Here is a 16,482-nt window from a genome sequence, read left to right as displayed (position 1 = left end):
GCAAGCCGCCTGCGGTTGCACTAGATCATGCAACTCCCATCCTTAACGCAACGTCAGAGCAAGTTGCTCGCAGGAGTGAAGCTTCATGTGGCCATTCTCGCGTAAGCCCGTCGTCCCCGTTTTGCGTTTCAGCGGTCCGATCGGAATGGCGACTCCGTTGCGTCCGGGCCTGTCGCTTGCGGCCTACGCGGGGGCGATTGAAAAGGCATTTTCGCTTTCGAAGCTTCCGGCGGTTGCGGTCGTAATCAATTCGCCGGGCGGCTCGCCTGTGCAGTCCAACCTCATCTTCAATCGCCTTCGCCAATTGGCGGTTGAGAAGGAGAAGCGCGTCTACGTTTTCTGCGAGGACGTGGCCGCATCCGGCGGCTATTTTCTGGCCATTGCAGGCGATGAAATATACGGCGATCCGTCCTCCATCATCGGCTCGATCGGTGTCGTCTCGCGCAGCTTCGGCTTCGTCGATTTACTGCAGCGGCTCGGCATAGAACGGCGCGTCTATACGGCGGGTACCGACAAGAACCAGTTGGACCCGTTTCTGCCTGAAAACACCGACGACATCTCGCGCCTCAAAGCCATCCAGCAGGACGTCCACGACGTGTTCATCGGCCTCGTCAAGGAACGCCGCCTTGGCAAGCTGAAAGGGCCGGACTCGGAGCTTTTCTCCGGCGCATTCTGGTCTGCATCGAAAGCCGTCGACTTCGGCCTCATCGATGGGATAACCGATGTTCGCTCCAAGATGCGACAGGTCTTCGGCGACAAGGTAAGGCTGAAGGTCGTCGAGCCCGAAAGGGCGGGACTGCTTTCGCGCCTGCGCCGTGCGCCCGGCGCTTCGGGGCTGGGCAACGGTCTTGCTTTTGCCGACGATCTGGTGTCGGCTATGGAGGAGCGATCGCTCTGGTCGCGCTTTGGCATCTAAGGCGTCACGGAGGGCCTCGTAATGCCCCCAGTCATGTTTCTCGCGGTCGTAGGATTGGCAGGCCTCGCCGGCTACCGGCTTCTGTCCGCCTTGGCGCGTAATGCTCAGTCGGGCACCCGCAAGGCAGACCAGGCCATGCGGCGTGCGGCGGCGCACGTGCGCGACCTCGGAAATCTCGAATGGGATGAAGCCGCAGGCGTTTACCGGCCGCGGGCACAATCAAAAGACTGAGAATTACTGTCGTCGGAAGCTAAGTCAGCAGTGGGCTGAAGCCGTGCTTGCGCGCGGTGCAGGAAAGCCCCATTACCGCTTCTCCGCGCGTGACAAGGTGTCGTTAACGCGTATATTGCCCGCGAATTAAGCCCGAACGAGCAAAAGACAATGCCCCAAACGACGGTTTCCACGAGGGCCGCACGGCTCCCTGCGTTGCGCCCCAAAGAAGCCTTCCAGGACCTCATTTTGACGTTGCAGAGCTTCTGGAGCGCTCAAGGCTGCGTCATCCTCCAGCCCTACGACATGGAGGTCGGAGCGGGCACCTTTCATCCGGCAACGACATTGCGCGCGCTGGGCCCGAAATCCTGGTCCGCAGCCTACGTCCAGCCCTCCCGCCGTCCAAAAGACGGCCGCTACGGGGAAAACCCGAACCGGCTGCAGCACTACTATCAGTTCCAGGTCATCATGAAGCCGTCTCCGGCGAATATCCAGGAGCTCTATCTCGCGAGTCTCGAGGCCATCGGCATCGATACCGCGCTGAATGATGTTCGCTTCGTCGAAGACGACTGGGAAAGCCCAACGCTCGGCGCCTGGGGGCTCGGTTGGGAGGTCTGGTGCAACGGCATGGAAGTATCGCAATTCACCTACTTCCAGCAGGTCGGCGGCTTCGACTGCAATCCGGTTGCTGGCGAGATCACCTACGGTCTCGAGCGGCTCGCGATGTACGTTCAGGGCGTGGATCGCGTCTACGATCTCAATTTCAACGGCCGCGACGACGACAAACGCCTGACATACGGCGACGTCTTCCTGCAGGCCGAGCGCGAGTATTCCCGTTTTAACTTCGAGCACGCCGACACCGAGGTGCTGCTTCGCCATTTCAAAGACGCTGAGGCCGAGTGCAAAGCTTTGCTCGAGGCCGGGGCGAAAGGTGGCGAGGAGCACTTGCTCGCGCTTCCCGCCTACGATCAGTGCATCAAAGCGAGCCATATCTTTAACCTGCTCGACGCTAGGGGAGTGATTTCGGTCACAGAGCGTCAGAGCTACATCCTGCGCGTTCGGGACATGGCGAAAGCCTGTTGCGCCGCGTGGCTAGAGACAGAAGGAGGAGGACGCGCATGAATGACACGACCCTCGGCATAATCGCGGCTGCCGTACCGCTGCTTGTAATCGGTTTCTTCGTCCTACGGCGAATGCCCTGGATCTTGGTGTTTTTCGTAGCTCTCGTCGGCGTCGGGATCGGTTACCTCCACACGACCGGCGCGACGCGCGACATCGGCCATCAGGTCAGAGCGGCGCTTCCTGCGGGCATCCTGCCGGAACACAAGAAGGCGGCAGAGGAAAGCGCTCCGGCTCCAGCCGAAGCCCCGGCCATGAAGGCGGAAACACCGCCGCCCGCCCCCGCAGCCGAGCCTGCTCCGGCGGCCCCCGAGCCTGCGGCCCCGGCGGCAACACCGGCACCCGAAAGCACGCCGGCACCGGCGCCGGCCAACCCCTAACGACTTTCTCTCCCCGTTGCGTCACGCAATGGGGAGAGGCCTCGGGTGAGGGGCCGCCAAATGCGGCCTGCATCTCTCCCCCTCGCCCCGCTCTTTCCTGTATGACGGGACGAGAGCCGTTTTTCACCGAGATCGATCTTGCATGTCTGAACTTCTACTTGAGCTCTTATCGGAGGAGATTCCGGCGCGCATGCAATTGCGCGCAGCGGAGGATTTGAAGCGCCTCGTTGTCGACGGTCTCAAAACGCGCGGTCTCGACGTCGGCGAAGCACGCAGTTTTTCAACGCCCCGGCGGTTGACGCTCGTCATCGAGAATGTGCCCCAAGGTTCCCCTGCGATCTCGGAAGAAAAGAAAGGTCCGCGCGTCGGGGCTCCGGATCAGGCCGTGCAGGGCTTCCTGAAGTCCGCAGGCCTCGCGTCGATCGGCGACGCAACGATCGTCAAGGACGCGAAGAAGGGCGACTATTACGTCGCCAAGATTGAGAAGCCCGGCCGCGCGGCGCCGGAAATCATCGCCGAAGCGGTGATGGAAGTCGCGAACAAATTCCCGTGGCCGAAATCGATGCGCTGGGGATCGTCGCCCTTCCAGTGGGTGCGCCCGTTGCAGTCCGTGCTCTGCTTGCTCGGCGGCAAGGTCGTGCCATTCGAGATCGCAGGCCTTCCCACAGCCAACGAAACACGCGGCCATCGCTTCCTCGGACCGGGACCGTTCAAGGTCAAGAACTTCGCCGAGTATGAGGAGAAGCTCTTCGCTCATCACGTGGTGCTCGATGCCGCGAAGCGCGCAGCAACGATCTCCGATCAGGCGCATGCGCTCGCGAAAGAGGCAAAGCTCGAACTCGTTGCCGACGAGGCGCTGCTGGCCGAGAACGCAGGCCTCACCGAATGGCCGGTCGTGCTGATGGGCGCGTTCGACAAGTCCTTCCTGGAAGTGCCGGGCGAAGTCCTGATGACGTCGATGAAGACGCATCAGAAGTGCTTCTCGCTGCGCGATTCGAAATCGAAGAAGCTCGCCAACAAATTTCTGCTCGTGTCGAACCTCCTGGCGACAGACGGTGGCGCGCAGATCGTTTCCGGCAACGAGAAAGTCATTCGCGCGCGCCTCTCGGATGCCAAGTTCTTCTGGGAGCAGGATCTCAAGCATCCGCTCGGCGAGATGGCGGGCAAGCTCGCAGGTATCACGTTCCACGAAAAGCTCGGCAGCCAGAAGGATCGCGTCGATCGCATCGAGGAGTTGGCATTCGAGCTTGCAGGCGCATGCGACGCCGATCCGCAGGACGCGCGCCGCGCCGCCGGTCTGTGCAAGGCCGATCTCGTGTCCGAAATGGTCGGCGAATTCCCAGAGCTGCAAGGCTTGATGGGCCGCTACTACGCGGAGCATGTCGGCACCAAGCCGGAAATCGCCCGCGCCATAGAACTGCACTACAAGCCGAAAGGCCCGACAGACATCGTGCCGCGCGAAGACCAGGGCGATGCCGTCGCCGTTGCCGTCGCGCTCGCCGATAAGCTCGATACGCTCGTCGGCTTCTGGGCCATCGATGAAAAGCCGACAGGCTCAGGCGATCCCTATCAGCTCCGCCGCGCCGCGCTCGGCGTCATCCGCATCGTGCTGGAAAATGATCTGCGCGTGCCGCTCGGCAAGCACATAAGACAAGGCCTTGCTCTACAGAAGATCACTGTAAAATCGGCTTCGGGATTAGCCGACGACCTCCTCTCCTTCTTCGCCGATCGCCTCAAAGTCTTCCTTCGCGATCAAGGCAAGCGCCACGATCTGATCGACGCCGTGTTCGCGCTCGGTGGTCAGGATGATCTCGCGCTGATCGTGCGTCGCGTCGAAGCGCTCGACGCCTTCCTGAAGTCCGATGACGGCGCGAACCTGCTCGCCGGCGTCAAGCGCGCTGCGAACATCCTCTCCATCGAGGAGAAGAAAGACAAGAAGTCCCACGCCGGTTCCTACGACCTATCGCTCCTGAAAGAGAAAGAGGAAGTCGCGCTCGCAGCCGCTATCGAGGCCGTGAAGCAGGATACGGTGGGCGCGATTCAGGTCGAAAATTTCGCAGGTGCCATGCGCGCGCTTTCTGAATTGCGCGGACCCGTCGATCAGTTCTTCGACAAAATTCTCGTCAACGTCGCCGATCCGAAATTGCGCGAGAACCGTCTGCGGCTGCTCTCTGAAATCCGCGCCGCAACGCTGACCGTCGCCGACTTCTCGAAGATCAGCGGATAAAAAAATGTCATCCTCGGCGTTGTGCTGAGGATGACACAATCGATCTGAGATGGCAGTTGCCGCGGGAGCCCCGAGGACTACAAATAGCGAACGCCGATCAGTTCCTGGCGGCCGCTCCCTCGGTGGTTGGCAGCATTGCGAATTTTGTCGGCGCGGTAATCTTCGCGTCCGGACGAGTGATGGGCTGCGTCGTCGTCGCGAAGTAGTTCGGGCCGGCGACAGCATGAAGCCACCGCACGGTAATGTTAGCCGCATAAGCAAACGTGATGATCGCGATAACGACGGCTATCGAGAGCATCGCGACATACGCAAGGTATTCAGAAACCACCAACTTCGCGCTCGCGGCCTGTGCGCGAGGGCGGTTCGTGCGATTGAGCGGGTGATAGACGAATTTTTGCTGCATGGCTGTTCTCTACTAGCGCAGTAACGCGGGGGGCACTGGACCCGCGACATCAGAACTTCTAGAAACTCAAATGGGTTCCGAATCCCGTTTGTCTAGATGTGCCAGATGTGGAAAGTCGCGGCGAATTCGCCGGCCCGCTGAGCTTGCCGTCTAGGCTTCGACAGCGGCGGATGCGCCTTCGTAGTCCTCCGTTGCAGCGAGCCACGCATCTTCCGCAGTCTGCAGCTCACGGACCAACTGACCGCGCTTCAACGCGGCGGCCTGCGCTCGCGAAGGATCGGAGCTGTAAATTTCAGAATCTCCGAGCACGGCATCGAGAGCCGCGATGTCTTTCGTGAGCTTATCGACCTGCTTCTCGGCCGCAACCATCGCCTTTTTCAACGGCGCGAGTTCGGCACGCTTTTCGGCGGCGGCACGGCGCTGGTCGGTGCGGGACGACCGGCCATCGGAACTCGCTTCGTCGCGCCGTTCTGAAGTCCGCGCACCGCGCTCTTCGAGCAGCAGTGAGCGGTAAGTCTCCATGTCTCCGTCGTAGGACGTCACGCCGCCGTTGCGCACGAGCAGGAGCCGGTCAGCGGTCGCTTCGATCAAATGCCGGTCGTGGCTGATCAGAATGACGGCGCCGTTGTATTCCATCAGCGCGTGGATCAACGCTTCGCGGCTGTCGACGTCGAGATGGTTCGTCGGCTCGTCGAGGATCAGCACATGCGGACCATGAAACGCAGTGAGCGCCAGCAGCAGTCGCGCCTTCTCGCCGCCCGAAAGTTTCGAGCACGCCGTATCCGCCTTATCGGCGCTGAAGCCGAACGTGCCGAGCTTGGTCCGCCGTTGCGCTTCGGTCGCGTCCGGCATCATCTTCAGCATGTAGTCGTAAGGCGTCGCATTCGGCTGCAAATCGTCGAGCTGATGCTGCGCGAAATATCCGACCTCGACTTTCTGTGCGCCGAAGACATTGCCCGACAATGGCTTGAGGCGTCCCGCGATCAGCTTCGCAAGCGTCGACTTTCCGTTGCCGTTCTGTCCAAGCAGCGCGATGCGGTCATCGTTGTCGATGCGAAGGTCGATACCGGAAAGAATGGGCCGCTCCGCTTCATAGCCCGCGCTTGCTTTTTCGATGCGCAAGATTGGGCTCGCGATGATCTTCTGCGGATCGGGAAAGTGGAACGGCACAACCCGGTCGTCGACCTGCGCGGCGATGGGCTGCATTTTCGCGAGCGCCTTGACGCGGCTCTGCGCCTGAGCGGCCTTAGTCGCCTTCGCCTTGAAGCGATCGATGAAGGCCTGCAAATGCCGGCGTTGCTCGTCCTGCTTTTTCTTCAGCTTCATTTCGAGGCGCTGCTTCTCGCGGCGCGTCTCCTCGAAATCATCGTAGCCGCCGGAATAAAGCGTGAGCTTGCCCTTATCGAGATGCATGATCGTCGACACGGCGCGGTTGAGGAGATCGCGATCGTGACTGACGATCAGCACGGTGTGCGGATAGGCCTTGAGATGGTTCTCGAGCCAAAGCGTGCCTTCGAGATCGAGGTAGTTCGTCGGCTCGTCGAGCAGCAGAATGTCGGGCTTGAGAAACAGGATCGCGCCGAGCGCCACACGCATGCGCCAGCCGCCGGAGAATTCCCGGCAGGCGCGCCGCTGGGCTTCCTCGTCGAAGCCTAGGCCCGAAAGAATGCGCGCCGCACGCGACGGCGCGGAGTGCGCGTCGATGTCGGTCAGCCGCATCTGAATTTCGGCTATGCGCTCAGGGTCCGTGGCGTGCTCGGCTTCAGCGAGCAGGCTTGCCCGTTCCGTGTCGGCGGAAAGCACCCAATCGAGCAGGCTCGCATCGCCGCCCGGTGCCTCCTGCGCGACGTGGCCGAGGCGGGCATTTCGCGGAATGGAAATCGACCCGTCGTCAGGCGCGATCTCGCCTTTCAGAAGCCGCAGCAGCGTCGTCTTGCCTGCGCCATTGCGCCCGACAAGCCCGACCTTATGGCCCGACGGAATAGCCGCCGTCGCCGATTCCAGGATCGGTTTGCCTTCGATGCGATAGGTGAGATCGTTGATATGAAGCATGGGCGATGCGGATAGCCGGTCCGCTGCGTCCTGTCACTGGGTCAGAGAGCTACGCCAAAGCGCGCCAGAAGCTGGGACATGAGAGCATAGGCAGCGAACGTCGCGGCTGAGGCGATCGCGAGGCTAAGCCAGAAATCGAAGCCGCGCGCCAGCAACAGCGGCAAAACGATAAACAGCACGAGCGACGGCAGGACGTACCAAAAGATGCTGTAGGAAAGGCTGGCGACCTTTCCGGCGTCGCCGGTTTCACCATAAAGCCAGATGAATGCCAAAAGCGATGTGAGCGGCAAAGATGCGAGGATGCCGCCGAAAAGGGTCGAGCGCTTCGCCACTTCGGAAATCGCTACTACCAGAACCGCGGTCACAAGAACCTTGATCCCGGTGTAAATCATCGCGTCAGCCCGATACGACAGGCTTCAACGTTTCGAAGAGCAACCGGTCTCGGACCGCTTTGTCCTGCACCGCGAGGTGCGCGACGAACCAATCCTGCACCATCTTGCAGACCTGCTCCGGCTCGCGCTTCGCAAGCAGCTTCGGATTCGAGAAGACCTGCAGATCTTCCTCCTTCCAGCCGAGCTTGCTGAGTTCCTTGATCAGAAGGTCGTAATCACTCTTCACGGCCGAGTCATGCTTGACCGGAGCCCTGGTTCCTTCCGAGATGGCTTCGAAAATCGCGCCGGCCTGCGCATTGAGAGCGGTCGCGGTCTCCGGATGCTCCATCATCTGCACGACGGCCGGGCTCGTCTCGCCTTTCGAAATGAAGCCGAAGCAGGCGCTGACGCTCTGTTGTCTGAGCGACTTCAGGTGATCGAGGAAAGCCTGCGCGATCGCCTGCAGCCTGTCCGAACTCGCGAGCAAAGCCTTGTCGGCATTTTTCCGCCGGAGATCGACAAGACCCTGCGCCAACAGAGCGGCGACTTCGTTATCGGACTTGTTGTCGGCGACGAGCTTGTTCGCATCTCCAACCTGTGTGGAGTACCAGCTCGGGTATTCTTTCTTGATCAGCTCCCACACCGCTACTTTCTGCAAGCGCTGATCGAGCGGCGAACCATCGACGCCCGTCGACGGCGCAGCGACCGGCGGTTGCGTATCGATGGCCGCGACTTGCGTCTGAGCGTTCGATGTATCGGCGGCGGCCGGCGGATCCGGTTGCGGCGAGGGCGACGTTACGGAAGAAGTCGTCGTCTCGCCCGGCGACGGGGACGGCGGCGAAGGCGGCCTGCTGATGACGTCGCTGGCATTGGCTGTCGCGGATGCTGTCGCCTGCTCGCCGGCTTGGGTGCCAGTCGTCTGCGTATCTGCAAGAACATTCGTGGCATGCGCGTCGGGCGGGGCGGAAACGATCGGCGCTTGATCTGCCGATGTGCCGGCGGAACCCGAAACCATTTCTGAGATCGGGCCGCGATACGTCGCGAGTGCGAACGCGCCGCCCCCGATGAGCGTAATGGCGACGCTGGCAAGCGCCAGCCGCTTCACGATGCTGCGCTCTGGCCGAGCTGCCGCTTCCTGGGCGTAATCGGCCCCGTGGGCGTCATGAGGAGGCGGAGCAATATTGGAATAACGTGCCGGCTGACTTAGTGCGCTAGGGCTTGGCGTCTGCGGGCGGGCAGGAGCTGCCTTCGGCTCTTCGCCGAGCGCCTCGAACGCAGTCGGAAAAACGGTCGGAGCCGATTGCCACTCGGGCATTCCCGGCCGCCAGATGAGATCGCTCAAACGAAGATAATTGTGCGCGACAAACGTGCGCATTTCGACGTCAGTCAGCGGCCCGTGCTGCTTACCGTCGCGGGCGATATACCACTGAATTTCGTTGGCCTGTACCGTCATCATCGCTTCTTCGCACACGTAGGCGTTAATGCCTAACCTCCCGACCGTGCGCTTTGCGCCGGCCCACACTGTTCATACGCAATTGCGCCCGTCAATCGGGCGATTATGCGGTAAACCAAGACTTTTACGTACGACGTGCAACCGATTGCTTCGAAGCGGCCACGTCCGGCGCTTGCTGCTGGCTGTTCGCATCGCTATAAGCCCGCGGACCCACATAAAATCCGCAAAGCGAGACAGACTTATGGCCATCGAACGCACGTTTTCCATTATTAAGCCGGACGCAACGCGCCGCAATCTCACCGGCAAAATCAACGCCGTGATCGAGGATGCCGGCCTGCGCATCGTGGCTCAGAAGCGTGTACGGTGGACCCGTGCGCAGGCTGAGAAATTCTATGAAGAACACAAGGCGCGGCCATTTTACGGCGAACTCGTGGATTTCATGACATCCGGCCCCGTCGTTCTCCAGGTTCTGGAAGGCGAAAACGCCATTGCGAAATACCGTGAAGTCATGGGCGCGACCGACCCGAAAGAGGCGGCATACGGCACGATCCGCAAGCTTTTCGCTGAATCCAAGGGCTCGAACTCGACCCACGGATCTGACAGCGCCGCTGCTGCCGATCGCGAAATCGCCCTCAATTTCCGCCTCGATGAAATCGTCGGCTGAACGATAAGACATCGGCCGCCCTCGTTCGGATCTAACTTCCGGAGAAGATCGCCGATGATCTCGCCAAGCTATGTTCGCACTCTGGCGCGCTATAATAGTTGGCAAAACATCAACATTTATGGCGCGTCCGAAAGCCTCAGCGACGCGCAGCGCAAAGAGGATCGAGGCGGTTTCTTCGGCTCGATCCACGCCACACTGAACCATATTCTGTGGGCCGACCAAACTTGGTTACACCGGTTCAATGCGTGTCCGCCGCCTCCGAAACTGACCATTCCCGATGGCCTTTCGCTCTTTGAGGACTGGGAGGCGCTGAAGGACGAGCGCGTTCGTTTCGATGGTGTCATTCGAGAGTGGGCGGATGGGCTCGAGCTCGAGCCGTCAGCCCTCGACGGTGATCTGACTTGGATTTCGGGAGCGACGGGCCGCGAGATGACCCGGCCGAAGGCACTGCTCGTGGCGCACCTCTTCAATCACCAAACCCACCATCGGGGTCAGGTGCACGCTCTGCTGACGGGGTTTGGCATCAAGCCGGGCATTACCGATATGCCCTTCGGAGAAAACATCTACGCCGACTAAGGGGCCTTTCCCGGCTCGGCGGCACGCTCTCCGTTTGAGAACCGCCGAGCGCAATCAAAAAACCTCAGGCGGCCGCGACCCAGCTTCCGGCGACAAATCCAAACGCCACGGCATCCGGATTGCGACGCGCGGTTTCAAGAAGCTGCTCGGGCGCTTCGACTTCGAGGGCGGCCGAAGCGTGGCCTTTCGATTTGCGAGACTTCGCGCCCGTCAACAAGAAAACGGGCTTTCCTAGCACTACGGTTCTCACGGACTCCATGGTGGGGGCCTCCTGGAGTTGGAACGCATGTGAATGTCACTGGGGGAAGTGACGACGAAATATCCTATTAAATCGCTAACGTGCCGCCAATATGACAGCATTAACCGTCGTTGAATACCGGGCCGGTTCGCATTTGCGAGGTCTGCACAACTCGATCCTGCATTTCTTCGAGCAACTGGAGCGTTGAAGAGCCCGTCGACAGGGTGTGGATGACCTGTGGAAAACGTCTTTTCGGGCACTTCGACCCAAAAACTTCAAATCGCGTTCACGAGATTTCGAATAGCTCACAAGAGGCCATCGCGCGCGTCGCCCAAGCCGCCGGAACTGAAAAAGACCGGAACGCTGGTCCCGGCCTTCTCCAAAACGCTCAACCTCAGCTGAAGTATCAGCTCAATTCTCTGATTTTGAAGGGCAGCCCGCCCTTCGGCGTCAATGTCACGGTTGCATTGAGACCAGCCGGGTACTTGCCCACGTACTCCGGCCGGAACCGGCGGAGCAGCAGCGACAACGCCAACGTGTTCTCGACTTGGCTCATAGCGCCGCCGATGCACGACCGCTTGCCCGCGCCGAACGGAATGTAGCTGTATTTCACTTGTTTCTTGGCGTTGCCCGCCATCCAGCGTTCCGGCTGGAAGGATTCGGGCTCCGGCCAGAATTTGGCATTGTGATGGGCGCCGTAAGCGAAGAGCGTCACCCGGTCACCCGGATTGATCTTCACGCCGCCGATCTCGTCTTCGGCCTGAGCGACGCGGATCAAGCCCCATACCGGCGGATAGATCCGCATTGTTTCCTGGATCACCGCGCGCGTATACGCGAGACCGGAGTAGTCGGCGGCAGTCGGCTCGCGGTCGCCGTAAACCTGTTCGCCTTCCTGGCGAATGCGTTCGGCAGCCTCTGGCCGCCGCGAGATCTCGTAAAGAGCCCACGCAAGCGTCAGCGCCGTCGTCTCGGTGCCGGCCCAGAGGTATTGCTTCAGCTCGTCGACGGCCTGCTCGCGATCGAATTCCGGAACGGTAGGATCGGCCACCGCAGCTTCGATCATCTTGAGAAGCGTGCGCTCGCGGTCTTCGCGCGGATCGGATGCAATGACAGCCGGCGGAACGCTAGCCCAGACTTCCATAGCCTTGGCGGGATCGACTTCAGTCATTTCGAAGACTTCGCCGGCCTGTTTGCGCAGGCGAATGTCGCGGTGGTTCATCACGTCCGTATAGGTCTTCACGCATTTGAAGACGACGTGTGGATTGAACGGCATGTCGCGGTCGAACAATGCCTTGCAAATCATATCGGCTGCGAGCGTCCAGGTCTGCTCGACCATTTCGACCGTATCGCCGGATTTCGCGAGCTCGCTCCAAAGGTCCATCTTGGTCTGGATGGCCTTGAGGAAGTACGGGATGTATTCGGCGAACATGTCCGGATGAAACGCCGGCTGCTGCGGCATGCGGATCTTCTGCCAGAGCGCGCCGTCGTTCGTGATCATCGACTTGCCGAAGATCGGCTTCAGACCGTCGAAATACTTGGTGTAGCTGTCGGCCTTCGTCACAAGCACGTGCTTGAAGTACTCAGGCTCTGAAATCAGCACGACACGCTGGTTTGCCATGGTGACAGGCAGAACCGGGCCGTAGCGATCCATCATGTGCATCAAAATGCGCATCGGGTTTTCAGGATCGCCACGCAGCAGCGGCGTCAACTTGAACCAGATGCTAGATTCATCACCGAGTCCCAGAGCAGGACTGGGGGTCGTTTCCATAGGCATTTCTCCATTCGGGATCCGGCGGAGCCGTGAGCGTGCGCGCCCGAAGGGCACTTCGAACAGCCCGAAAACTGCGCGCTGCACTTCAGATCGCCGGATCTCCCCTTCCGGAAGTCACAGAATTACCATGGTTCGGGGGGTGCCTGTCCATGCGACGGCCAGCGCAAGGTAACTATCAAAATCGACTGTGTCTCAGATTGCAGGGGAAAACAGCGAGTTCATTTCGCCAGAATGCTGATTTATAGTTATTTTTTCGGGGTCATTGGGCACCTGACCTGCGGCGACAAGTCTTAACGCCGCCGGGTAAACCCGATGTTCGATTGCAAGCACACGTGCCGCGAGCGTGTCGGAACTGTCCCCCGGAAGCACCGGAACCGCTGCTTGAGCGATGATCGGACCCTCGTCCATCTCGGGGCGAACGAAGTGCACTGTGCAGCCCGTAATCTTTACGCCCGCTTCGATTGCGCGCTCGTGCGTGTGCAGTCCCTTGAAGCTGGGCAGTAGCGACGGGTGAATATTGATCATCCGGTCGCGCCAGTGCTCGACGAACGCCGGCGTCATCAGCCGCATGAAGCCCGCAAGCGCGACAAGCTCCACGCCGTGCTCATCTAGGATGGCCTGTAGTGCGACCTCGAAAGCCGCACGCGACGGGTAGTGTTTGTGATCGAGCACGGCGGTTCGCACCCCTTGCGCCTTCGCCCAGGTTAAGCCCGGCGCCTCCGGCCTGTTCGAGGCGACAAGCACGATCTCGGCCGGATAGTCGGCAGCGCGTGAAGCCTGGACGAGCGATTGCATGTTCGAGCCGCGGCCCGAGATCAAAATGGCGGTGCGTTTTTTTGTGCTCATGGCGCGGGTCTAGCAGAGCCCGCAGCCCTGCGCGAGGGTGTCCGCAACTGAGACCGGCCAGCCACGCGACAGCACGCTGTTAGCCAACGTTATGCTCAGGCGTTGCAGGGAAGATTCCCCTACCGCATGGTGATTGCGATCGTGTTCACGATCGCCCGAATGGGGCAGGGGAGAAGTCCGCGGCGTTTCAAGCGCTGACGGTTAATGCAATTGGATGGCAATGGCGCGCAGGATTTCTATCCTCACCGTCGGAACGCTCGGCGATGTCGGCCCGATGGTCGCATTGGGCCACGCGCTCAAGGAAGAGGGGTACGAGGTTAGCCTCGCGGTACCGGAAGACTTCCAGGATTTCGTCGAAAACCAGGGGCTGGAATCGCGCCGCTGCGGGAGCGACTTCTCCAAGTTCATGAAAGATGGGGAAATGGCCGAAGTTGCCGGCCGCCACACCCTCGTCATGATGAGGAAATGGCTTTGGCCGGGCCGCGATATGCGCGCCTTGTTCGAGGGCATCTATCGGGACGCCGTCGCAGCCTCCGCCGACGCGGATGCGATCCTTTTCCACCCCGCGATTTCGGTCGGCGGCGAAATCGCCGAGGCCAAACGTATTCCCGCAATCATGGTCGGCCTCGGCTCCGTTTCGCCGTCGGCGGAAGCCCTGCTTTCGTGCATCCCAGGAACCCGCATACCGGCCTGGAACAGGCATGGCTACTCGGTTCTCGGCTTGCAAAGGCTGGCTTACTTCTCGGTCATCAACGAAATCCGCACGTCCCTCGGGCTCCGCCGGACATACAGACTGAGGCATCCGCACAAGGTCGATGGCCGGCGCGTTCCGGTGCTCTATCCTGTGAGCCCCGTTCTGCAACTACGTCCGAATACAGAAGGCGATGAGATCTATTTCACGGGTTATTGGTCGCGCGAACGAGCGAAGGACTGGCGGCCGTCACGCGAGCTCGCAGAGTTCCTGTCGGCCGGCCCGCGACCGATCTATATCGGCTTCGGCAGCATGCCGGCACTGGGTCTTGAGCGTTCCGAGTTGATCTTGCGGGCCTGCGAGGCAGCGGGTCAGCGCGCTATCATCGGCAATGGCCGAGGCGAATTCCATCAGCTCCCGCTGTCGAAAAACTTTCACCTCCTGGACGAGTACGCGCCTCACGATCAGCTTTTCCGCGAGGTCGCCGCAGTCGTCCATCACGGCGGCGTGGGCACGACGTCCTCCGCCCTGCGCGCAGGTCGCCCGAGCTTCGTCTGCCCATTCATGCTGGATCAGAAATATTGGGGGCACACCGTCTTTCAACTCGGCGCCGGACCTGACCTCCTCGAAATCCAGAACTGGACGTTGGACTCACTGACGGAGAGAATCCGCGACGTCGCAACCAATCCAAAATATGCCGTCCGAGCCGGAGAAATCGCCCGCGCGATGCAGCACGAAAACGGCACCGCTAACGCCGTCGAAATCATCAGGACGATTGTCGGCGATCCATACGGCGATAGCGGCGAGTCCGAAATCGCAGATGTTCCGATCAAAGAAGTCGTTAGCTGATCAATAGCTAACTGGCGGCCCGCGCGCTGGGCTTGATGTGCGGGACGCCGTCTCTCGCCCTGAAGAGCCGTCTCCCGAGGCCGGTCGCTCGCCGCGCCTGATGAACGTTGGCCAAGAAGATGTTCGCGACACGCGCCCAGTCGCGCTGCATCGCCTGAACGCGGATCTGATCGCGGTCGAGTTTCAGGCAAGCGAGCGCCGCAGCCTTAAGGTCCTCATCGAGATATCCGGTGACGCCGGGCGCAACGACATCGATCGGCCCGGTCACGGGATAGGCGGCAATGCCGAGGCCAGAGGCCATCGCCTCGAGCAGGACCAATCCGAACGTATCGGTCCGGCTTGGAAAAACGAAAACATCAGCGGCCGCATATTCTCGAGCAAGGTCATCGCCGGTCTTCGCGCCTTTGAAGATGACGTCTGAATACTGCCGCCGAAGCAATCCGAGGATGGGCCCGTCGCCGATCACGACTTTCCGCCCCGGCAGGTCGAGCTTCAAAAACGCTTCGACGTTCTTCTCGCGAGATACGCGTCCGACGTAGAGGAAGGTCGGCTCTGTCTTGTCCGCGACGGCTTCAATGCGGGGCTTGAATTGATTTGTGTCGACGCCGCGCCCCCAAAGCATCAAGCGGCGAAAGCCGCGCCGCGCAAGGTCCGCTTTGAGAGAGGGGGTCGCCACGAGCGTGCCGATGCTTGGCCGATGGAAGCGCCGCTGAAACGCGTAGCTGATCCAAGCCGGTAACCCCGTGTACGTCTCGATGTATTCGGCAAACCGCGTATGGAACGACGTCGTGAAGCGAATGCCTTTCCGCAAACAGACCGCGCGCGTTGCCCATCCGATCGGCCCTTCCGTCGCGATATGGACGTGGTCGTAGCCGCCGTCGCGCAGCAGCAACGCAATAGACGACCGCCGCGCCAGCGCCAGCCGAATTTCGCGGTAACCGGGGCACGGAAGCGTCGCGAAATCGAGAGGCGACAGGATCGTAACGGTATGACCCGTCGCTTCGAGTTCGCGCTTCAGGTTCTCATAGGTGCGCACGACACCGTTGACCTGCGGCTTCCAGGCGTCCGTGGCGATGAGGATTCGCATGACGCTACCTCAGTGTTGGGCCGTAATCCCCTAGGGCAGCGGGTTGCACGCGACAGCCGTGCCAGAGGGAGCACATAACGAGAGGCGGTTCCGAATCTGGTCCGGTCCCTCCCGCTTCTGACGCTTGCACTTTTCGTTTGTGTGACAGGCGGGGAAAAATACCGCAGACGCCGTATCTTAATCATATTGCCGTTAACCGCGGGCGCCCGCGAAGCAAGGGGTGCCGTTCCCGGAAATCCGGCGCCAGGTCATGTAAGGCCGAATATCCGTAAATTGCCCATCCGCGAGCCGGGCCACGGGCGGCGCATCGTAGTCCTGGTGAATGATCTCGGCAACGAACCACCGGTCCGAAAGCAGCGGCTCACCGCTGTCCTCGTACGACCGCTGGGGCACGCGATATTTGATTTCGATAATTTCTCCGACCACGAGGTCGGCTACGTCACCGGACATGCAGGTCCTCCGATAAGCGCTTTGATTCCGGCGCAAACTAGTCGCGAATTTTTTCAGTTCCGTGGCGTACTTTTGCTCGGCCATGATGCAAGCGGTTAATGCGTGGATTGAGCATGAGCCCATTCTGCGGGCGTCCAGCGCCGCTCACGTACGCTTCAGCTTGCCGCCTTTTAAATTTT

17 protein-coding genes are annotated in these 16,482 nt (G+C 60.7%); 8 read left to right on the top strand and 9 right to left on the bottom strand.

Features of this window, described 5'->3' with window-relative positions:
• The first annotated feature begins 85 nt into the window (after nt 1–85).
• From AACL53_RS17585 to glyS, 5 genes are all read left to right on the top strand, one after another.
• Entirely contained in the window at nt 86–916 is an 831-nt protein-coding gene (locus tag AACL53_RS17585) for a S49 family peptidase (RefSeq protein ID WP_339085843.1), read from the top strand.
• Nucleotides 917–937: 21 nt separating this feature from the next.
• Nucleotides 938–1,147: a hypothetical protein gene (locus AACL53_RS17580; RefSeq protein ID WP_339085842.1), complete on the top strand. Its 210-nt coding sequence runs from the start codon at nt 938–940 to the stop codon at nt 1,145–1,147.
• A 150-nt stretch (nt 1,148–1,297) separates the two neighbouring features.
• Entirely contained in the window at nt 1,298–2,248 is a 951-nt protein-coding gene (locus AACL53_RS17575) for a glycine--tRNA ligase subunit alpha (RefSeq protein WP_339085841.1), read from the top strand.
• Nucleotides 2,245–2,625: a hypothetical protein gene (locus tag AACL53_RS17570; protein WP_339085840.1), complete on the top strand. Its 381-nt coding sequence runs from the start codon at nt 2,245–2,247 to the stop codon at nt 2,623–2,625. The genes AACL53_RS17575 and AACL53_RS17570 overlap by 4 nt, the downstream gene beginning before the upstream one ends.
• A 142-nt stretch (nt 2,626–2,767) precedes the next feature.
• Nucleotides 2,768–4,852: a glycine--tRNA ligase subunit beta gene (glyS, locus tag AACL53_RS17565; RefSeq protein ID WP_339085839.1), complete on the top strand. Its 2,085-nt coding sequence runs from the start codon at nt 2,768–2,770 to the stop codon at nt 4,850–4,852.
• A gap of 97 nt (nt 4,853–4,949) precedes the next feature.
• Here glyS and AACL53_RS17560 read toward each other — a convergent pair whose 3' ends face one another.
• From AACL53_RS17560 to AACL53_RS17545, 4 genes are all read right to left on the bottom strand, one after another.
• A complete protein-coding gene (locus AACL53_RS17560) occupies nt 4,950–5,255 on the bottom strand; it encodes a hypothetical protein (RefSeq protein ID WP_339085838.1) in 306 nt (101 codons plus the stop codon).
• A gap of 150 nt (nt 5,256–5,405) precedes the next feature.
• On the bottom strand, nt 5,406–7,307 hold the full coding sequence (locus AACL53_RS17555; protein WP_339085837.1) for an ABC-F family ATP-binding cassette domain-containing protein: 1,902 nt from the start codon (nt 7,305–7,307) through the stop codon (nt 5,406–5,408).
• Nucleotides 7,308–7,348: 41 nt separating this feature from the next.
• A complete protein-coding gene (locus AACL53_RS17550; RefSeq protein ID WP_339085836.1) occupies nt 7,349–7,699 on the bottom strand; it encodes a DUF3147 family protein in 351 nt (116 codons plus the stop codon).
• Between the two features lie 4 nt (nt 7,700–7,703).
• Nucleotides 7,704–9,134, bottom strand: a complete 1,431-nt coding sequence (locus tag AACL53_RS17545; protein ID WP_339085835.1) for a GYF domain-containing protein — start codon at nt 9,132–9,134, stop codon at nt 7,704–7,706.
• A 238-nt stretch (nt 9,135–9,372) separates the two neighbouring features.
• On the opposite strand from AACL53_RS17545, the gene ndk reads away from it, so the two are divergent.
• Nucleotides 9,373–9,795: a nucleoside-diphosphate kinase gene (gene ndk / locus AACL53_RS17540; RefSeq protein WP_339085834.1), complete on the top strand. Its 423-nt coding sequence runs from the start codon at nt 9,373–9,375 to the stop codon at nt 9,793–9,795.
• A 54-nt stretch (nt 9,796–9,849) separates the two neighbouring features.
• A complete protein-coding gene (locus AACL53_RS17535) occupies nt 9,850–10,371 on the top strand; it encodes a DinB family protein (RefSeq protein WP_339085833.1) in 522 nt (173 codons plus the stop codon).
• 64 nt (nt 10,372–10,435) lie between these two features.
• On the opposite strand, the gene AACL53_RS17530 is transcribed toward AACL53_RS17535, so the two are convergent.
• The 3 genes from AACL53_RS17530 to purN form a co-directional block, all read right to left on the bottom strand.
• Nucleotides 10,436–10,630 (bottom strand): hypothetical protein, encoded by a 195-nt coding sequence (locus AACL53_RS17530; RefSeq protein ID WP_339085832.1) that lies wholly within the window; start codon nt 10,628–10,630, stop codon nt 10,436–10,438.
• Nucleotides 10,631–11,015: 385 nt separating this feature from the next.
• Nucleotides 11,016–12,377 (bottom strand): cytochrome P450, encoded by a 1,362-nt coding sequence (locus AACL53_RS17525; RefSeq protein ID WP_339085831.1) that lies wholly within the window; start codon nt 12,375–12,377, stop codon nt 11,016–11,018.
• Nucleotides 12,378–12,572: 195 nt separating this feature from the next.
• Nucleotides 12,573–13,226, bottom strand: coding sequence for a phosphoribosylglycinamide formyltransferase (gene purN / locus AACL53_RS17520; protein ID WP_339085830.1), 654 nt, complete (start codon nt 13,224–13,226; stop codon nt 12,573–12,575).
• 220 nt (nt 13,227–13,446) lie between these two features.
• Between purN and AACL53_RS17515 the strand changes: the two genes are divergently transcribed.
• The gene (locus AACL53_RS17515; RefSeq protein WP_339085829.1) at nt 13,447–14,766 is read left to right on the top strand and encodes a glycosyltransferase; all 1,320 of its coding nucleotides are present in this window, start codon (nt 13,447–13,449) and stop codon (nt 14,764–14,766) included.
• A gap of 7 nt (nt 14,767–14,773) precedes the next feature.
• On the opposite strand, the gene AACL53_RS17510 is transcribed toward AACL53_RS17515, so the two are convergent.
• Complete coding sequence (locus tag AACL53_RS17510; protein ID WP_339085828.1) at nt 14,774–15,853, bottom strand: glycosyltransferase family 1 protein; 1,080 nt, start codon at nt 15,851–15,853, stop codon at nt 14,774–14,776.
• 192 nt (nt 15,854–16,045) lie between these two features.
• Complete coding sequence (locus tag AACL53_RS17505; protein WP_339085827.1) at nt 16,046–16,303, bottom strand: hypothetical protein; 258 nt, start codon at nt 16,301–16,303, stop codon at nt 16,046–16,048.
• Nucleotides 16,304–16,482: the final 179 nt, after the last annotated feature.

Origin of the sequence: Hyphomicrobium sp. ghe19, assembly GCF_902712875.1 — a bacterium.
Lineage (GTDB): Bacteria > Pseudomonadota > Alphaproteobacteria > Rhizobiales > Hyphomicrobiaceae > Hyphomicrobium_B.
The sequence above is the reverse complement of the archived record's forward strand: the minus strand, read 5'-3'. Positions and strand labels throughout refer to the sequence as shown.

Bases quoted from the DNA above. Each gene is read 5' to 3' on its own strand.
- AACL53_RS17535 (WP_339085833.1), top strand. From the start codon at position 9,850: ATGATCTCGCCAAGCTATGTTCGCACTCTGGCGCGCTATAATAGTTGG.
- AACL53_RS17575 (WP_339085841.1), top strand. From the start codon at position 1,298: ATGCCCCAAACGACGGTTTCCACGAGGGCCGCACGGCTCCCTGCGTTG.
- AACL53_RS17585 (WP_339085843.1), top strand. From the start codon at position 86: ATGTGGCCATTCTCGCGTAAGCCCGTCGTCCCCGTTTTGCGTTTCAGC.
- AACL53_RS17505 (WP_339085827.1), bottom strand. From the start codon at position 16,303: ATGTCCGGTGACGTAGCCGACCTCGTGGTCGGAGAAATTATCGAAATC.
- AACL53_RS17550 (WP_339085836.1), bottom strand. From the start codon at position 7,699: ATGATTTACACCGGGATCAAGGTTCTTGTGACCGCGGTTCTGGTAGTA.
- AACL53_RS17555 (WP_339085837.1), bottom strand. From the start codon at position 7,307: ATGCTTCATATCAACGATCTCACCTATCGCATCGAAGGCAAACCGATC.
- glyS (WP_339085839.1), top strand. From the start codon at position 2,768: ATGTCTGAACTTCTACTTGAGCTCTTATCGGAGGAGATTCCGGCGCGC.
- AACL53_RS17530 (WP_339085832.1), bottom strand. From the start codon at position 10,630: ATGGAGTCCGTGAGAACCGTAGTGCTAGGAAAGCCCGTTTTCTTGTTG.
- AACL53_RS17525 (WP_339085831.1), bottom strand. From the start codon at position 12,377: ATGGAAACGACCCCCAGTCCTGCTCTGGGACTCGGTGATGAATCTAGC.
- AACL53_RS17545 (WP_339085835.1), bottom strand. From the start codon at position 9,134: ATGATGACGGTACAGGCCAACGAAATTCAGTGGTATATCGCCCGCGAC.
- AACL53_RS17580 (WP_339085842.1), top strand. From the start codon at position 938: ATGCCCCCAGTCATGTTTCTCGCGGTCGTAGGATTGGCAGGCCTCGCC.
- AACL53_RS17515 (WP_339085829.1), top strand. From the start codon at position 13,447: ATGGCGCGCAGGATTTCTATCCTCACCGTCGGAACGCTCGGCGATGTC.
- AACL53_RS17570 (WP_339085840.1), top strand. From the start codon at position 2,245: ATGAATGACACGACCCTCGGCATAATCGCGGCTGCCGTACCGCTGCTT.
- AACL53_RS17560 (WP_339085838.1), bottom strand. From the start codon at position 5,255: ATGCAGCAAAAATTCGTCTATCACCCGCTCAATCGCACGAACCGCCCT.
- ndk (WP_339085834.1), top strand. From the start codon at position 9,373: ATGGCCATCGAACGCACGTTTTCCATTATTAAGCCGGACGCAACGCGC.
- AACL53_RS17510 (WP_339085828.1), bottom strand. From the start codon at position 15,853: ATGCGAATCCTCATCGCCACGGACGCCTGGAAGCCGCAGGTCAACGGT.
- purN (WP_339085830.1), bottom strand. From the start codon at position 13,226: ATGAGCACAAAAAAACGCACCGCCATTTTGATCTCGGGCCGCGGCTCG.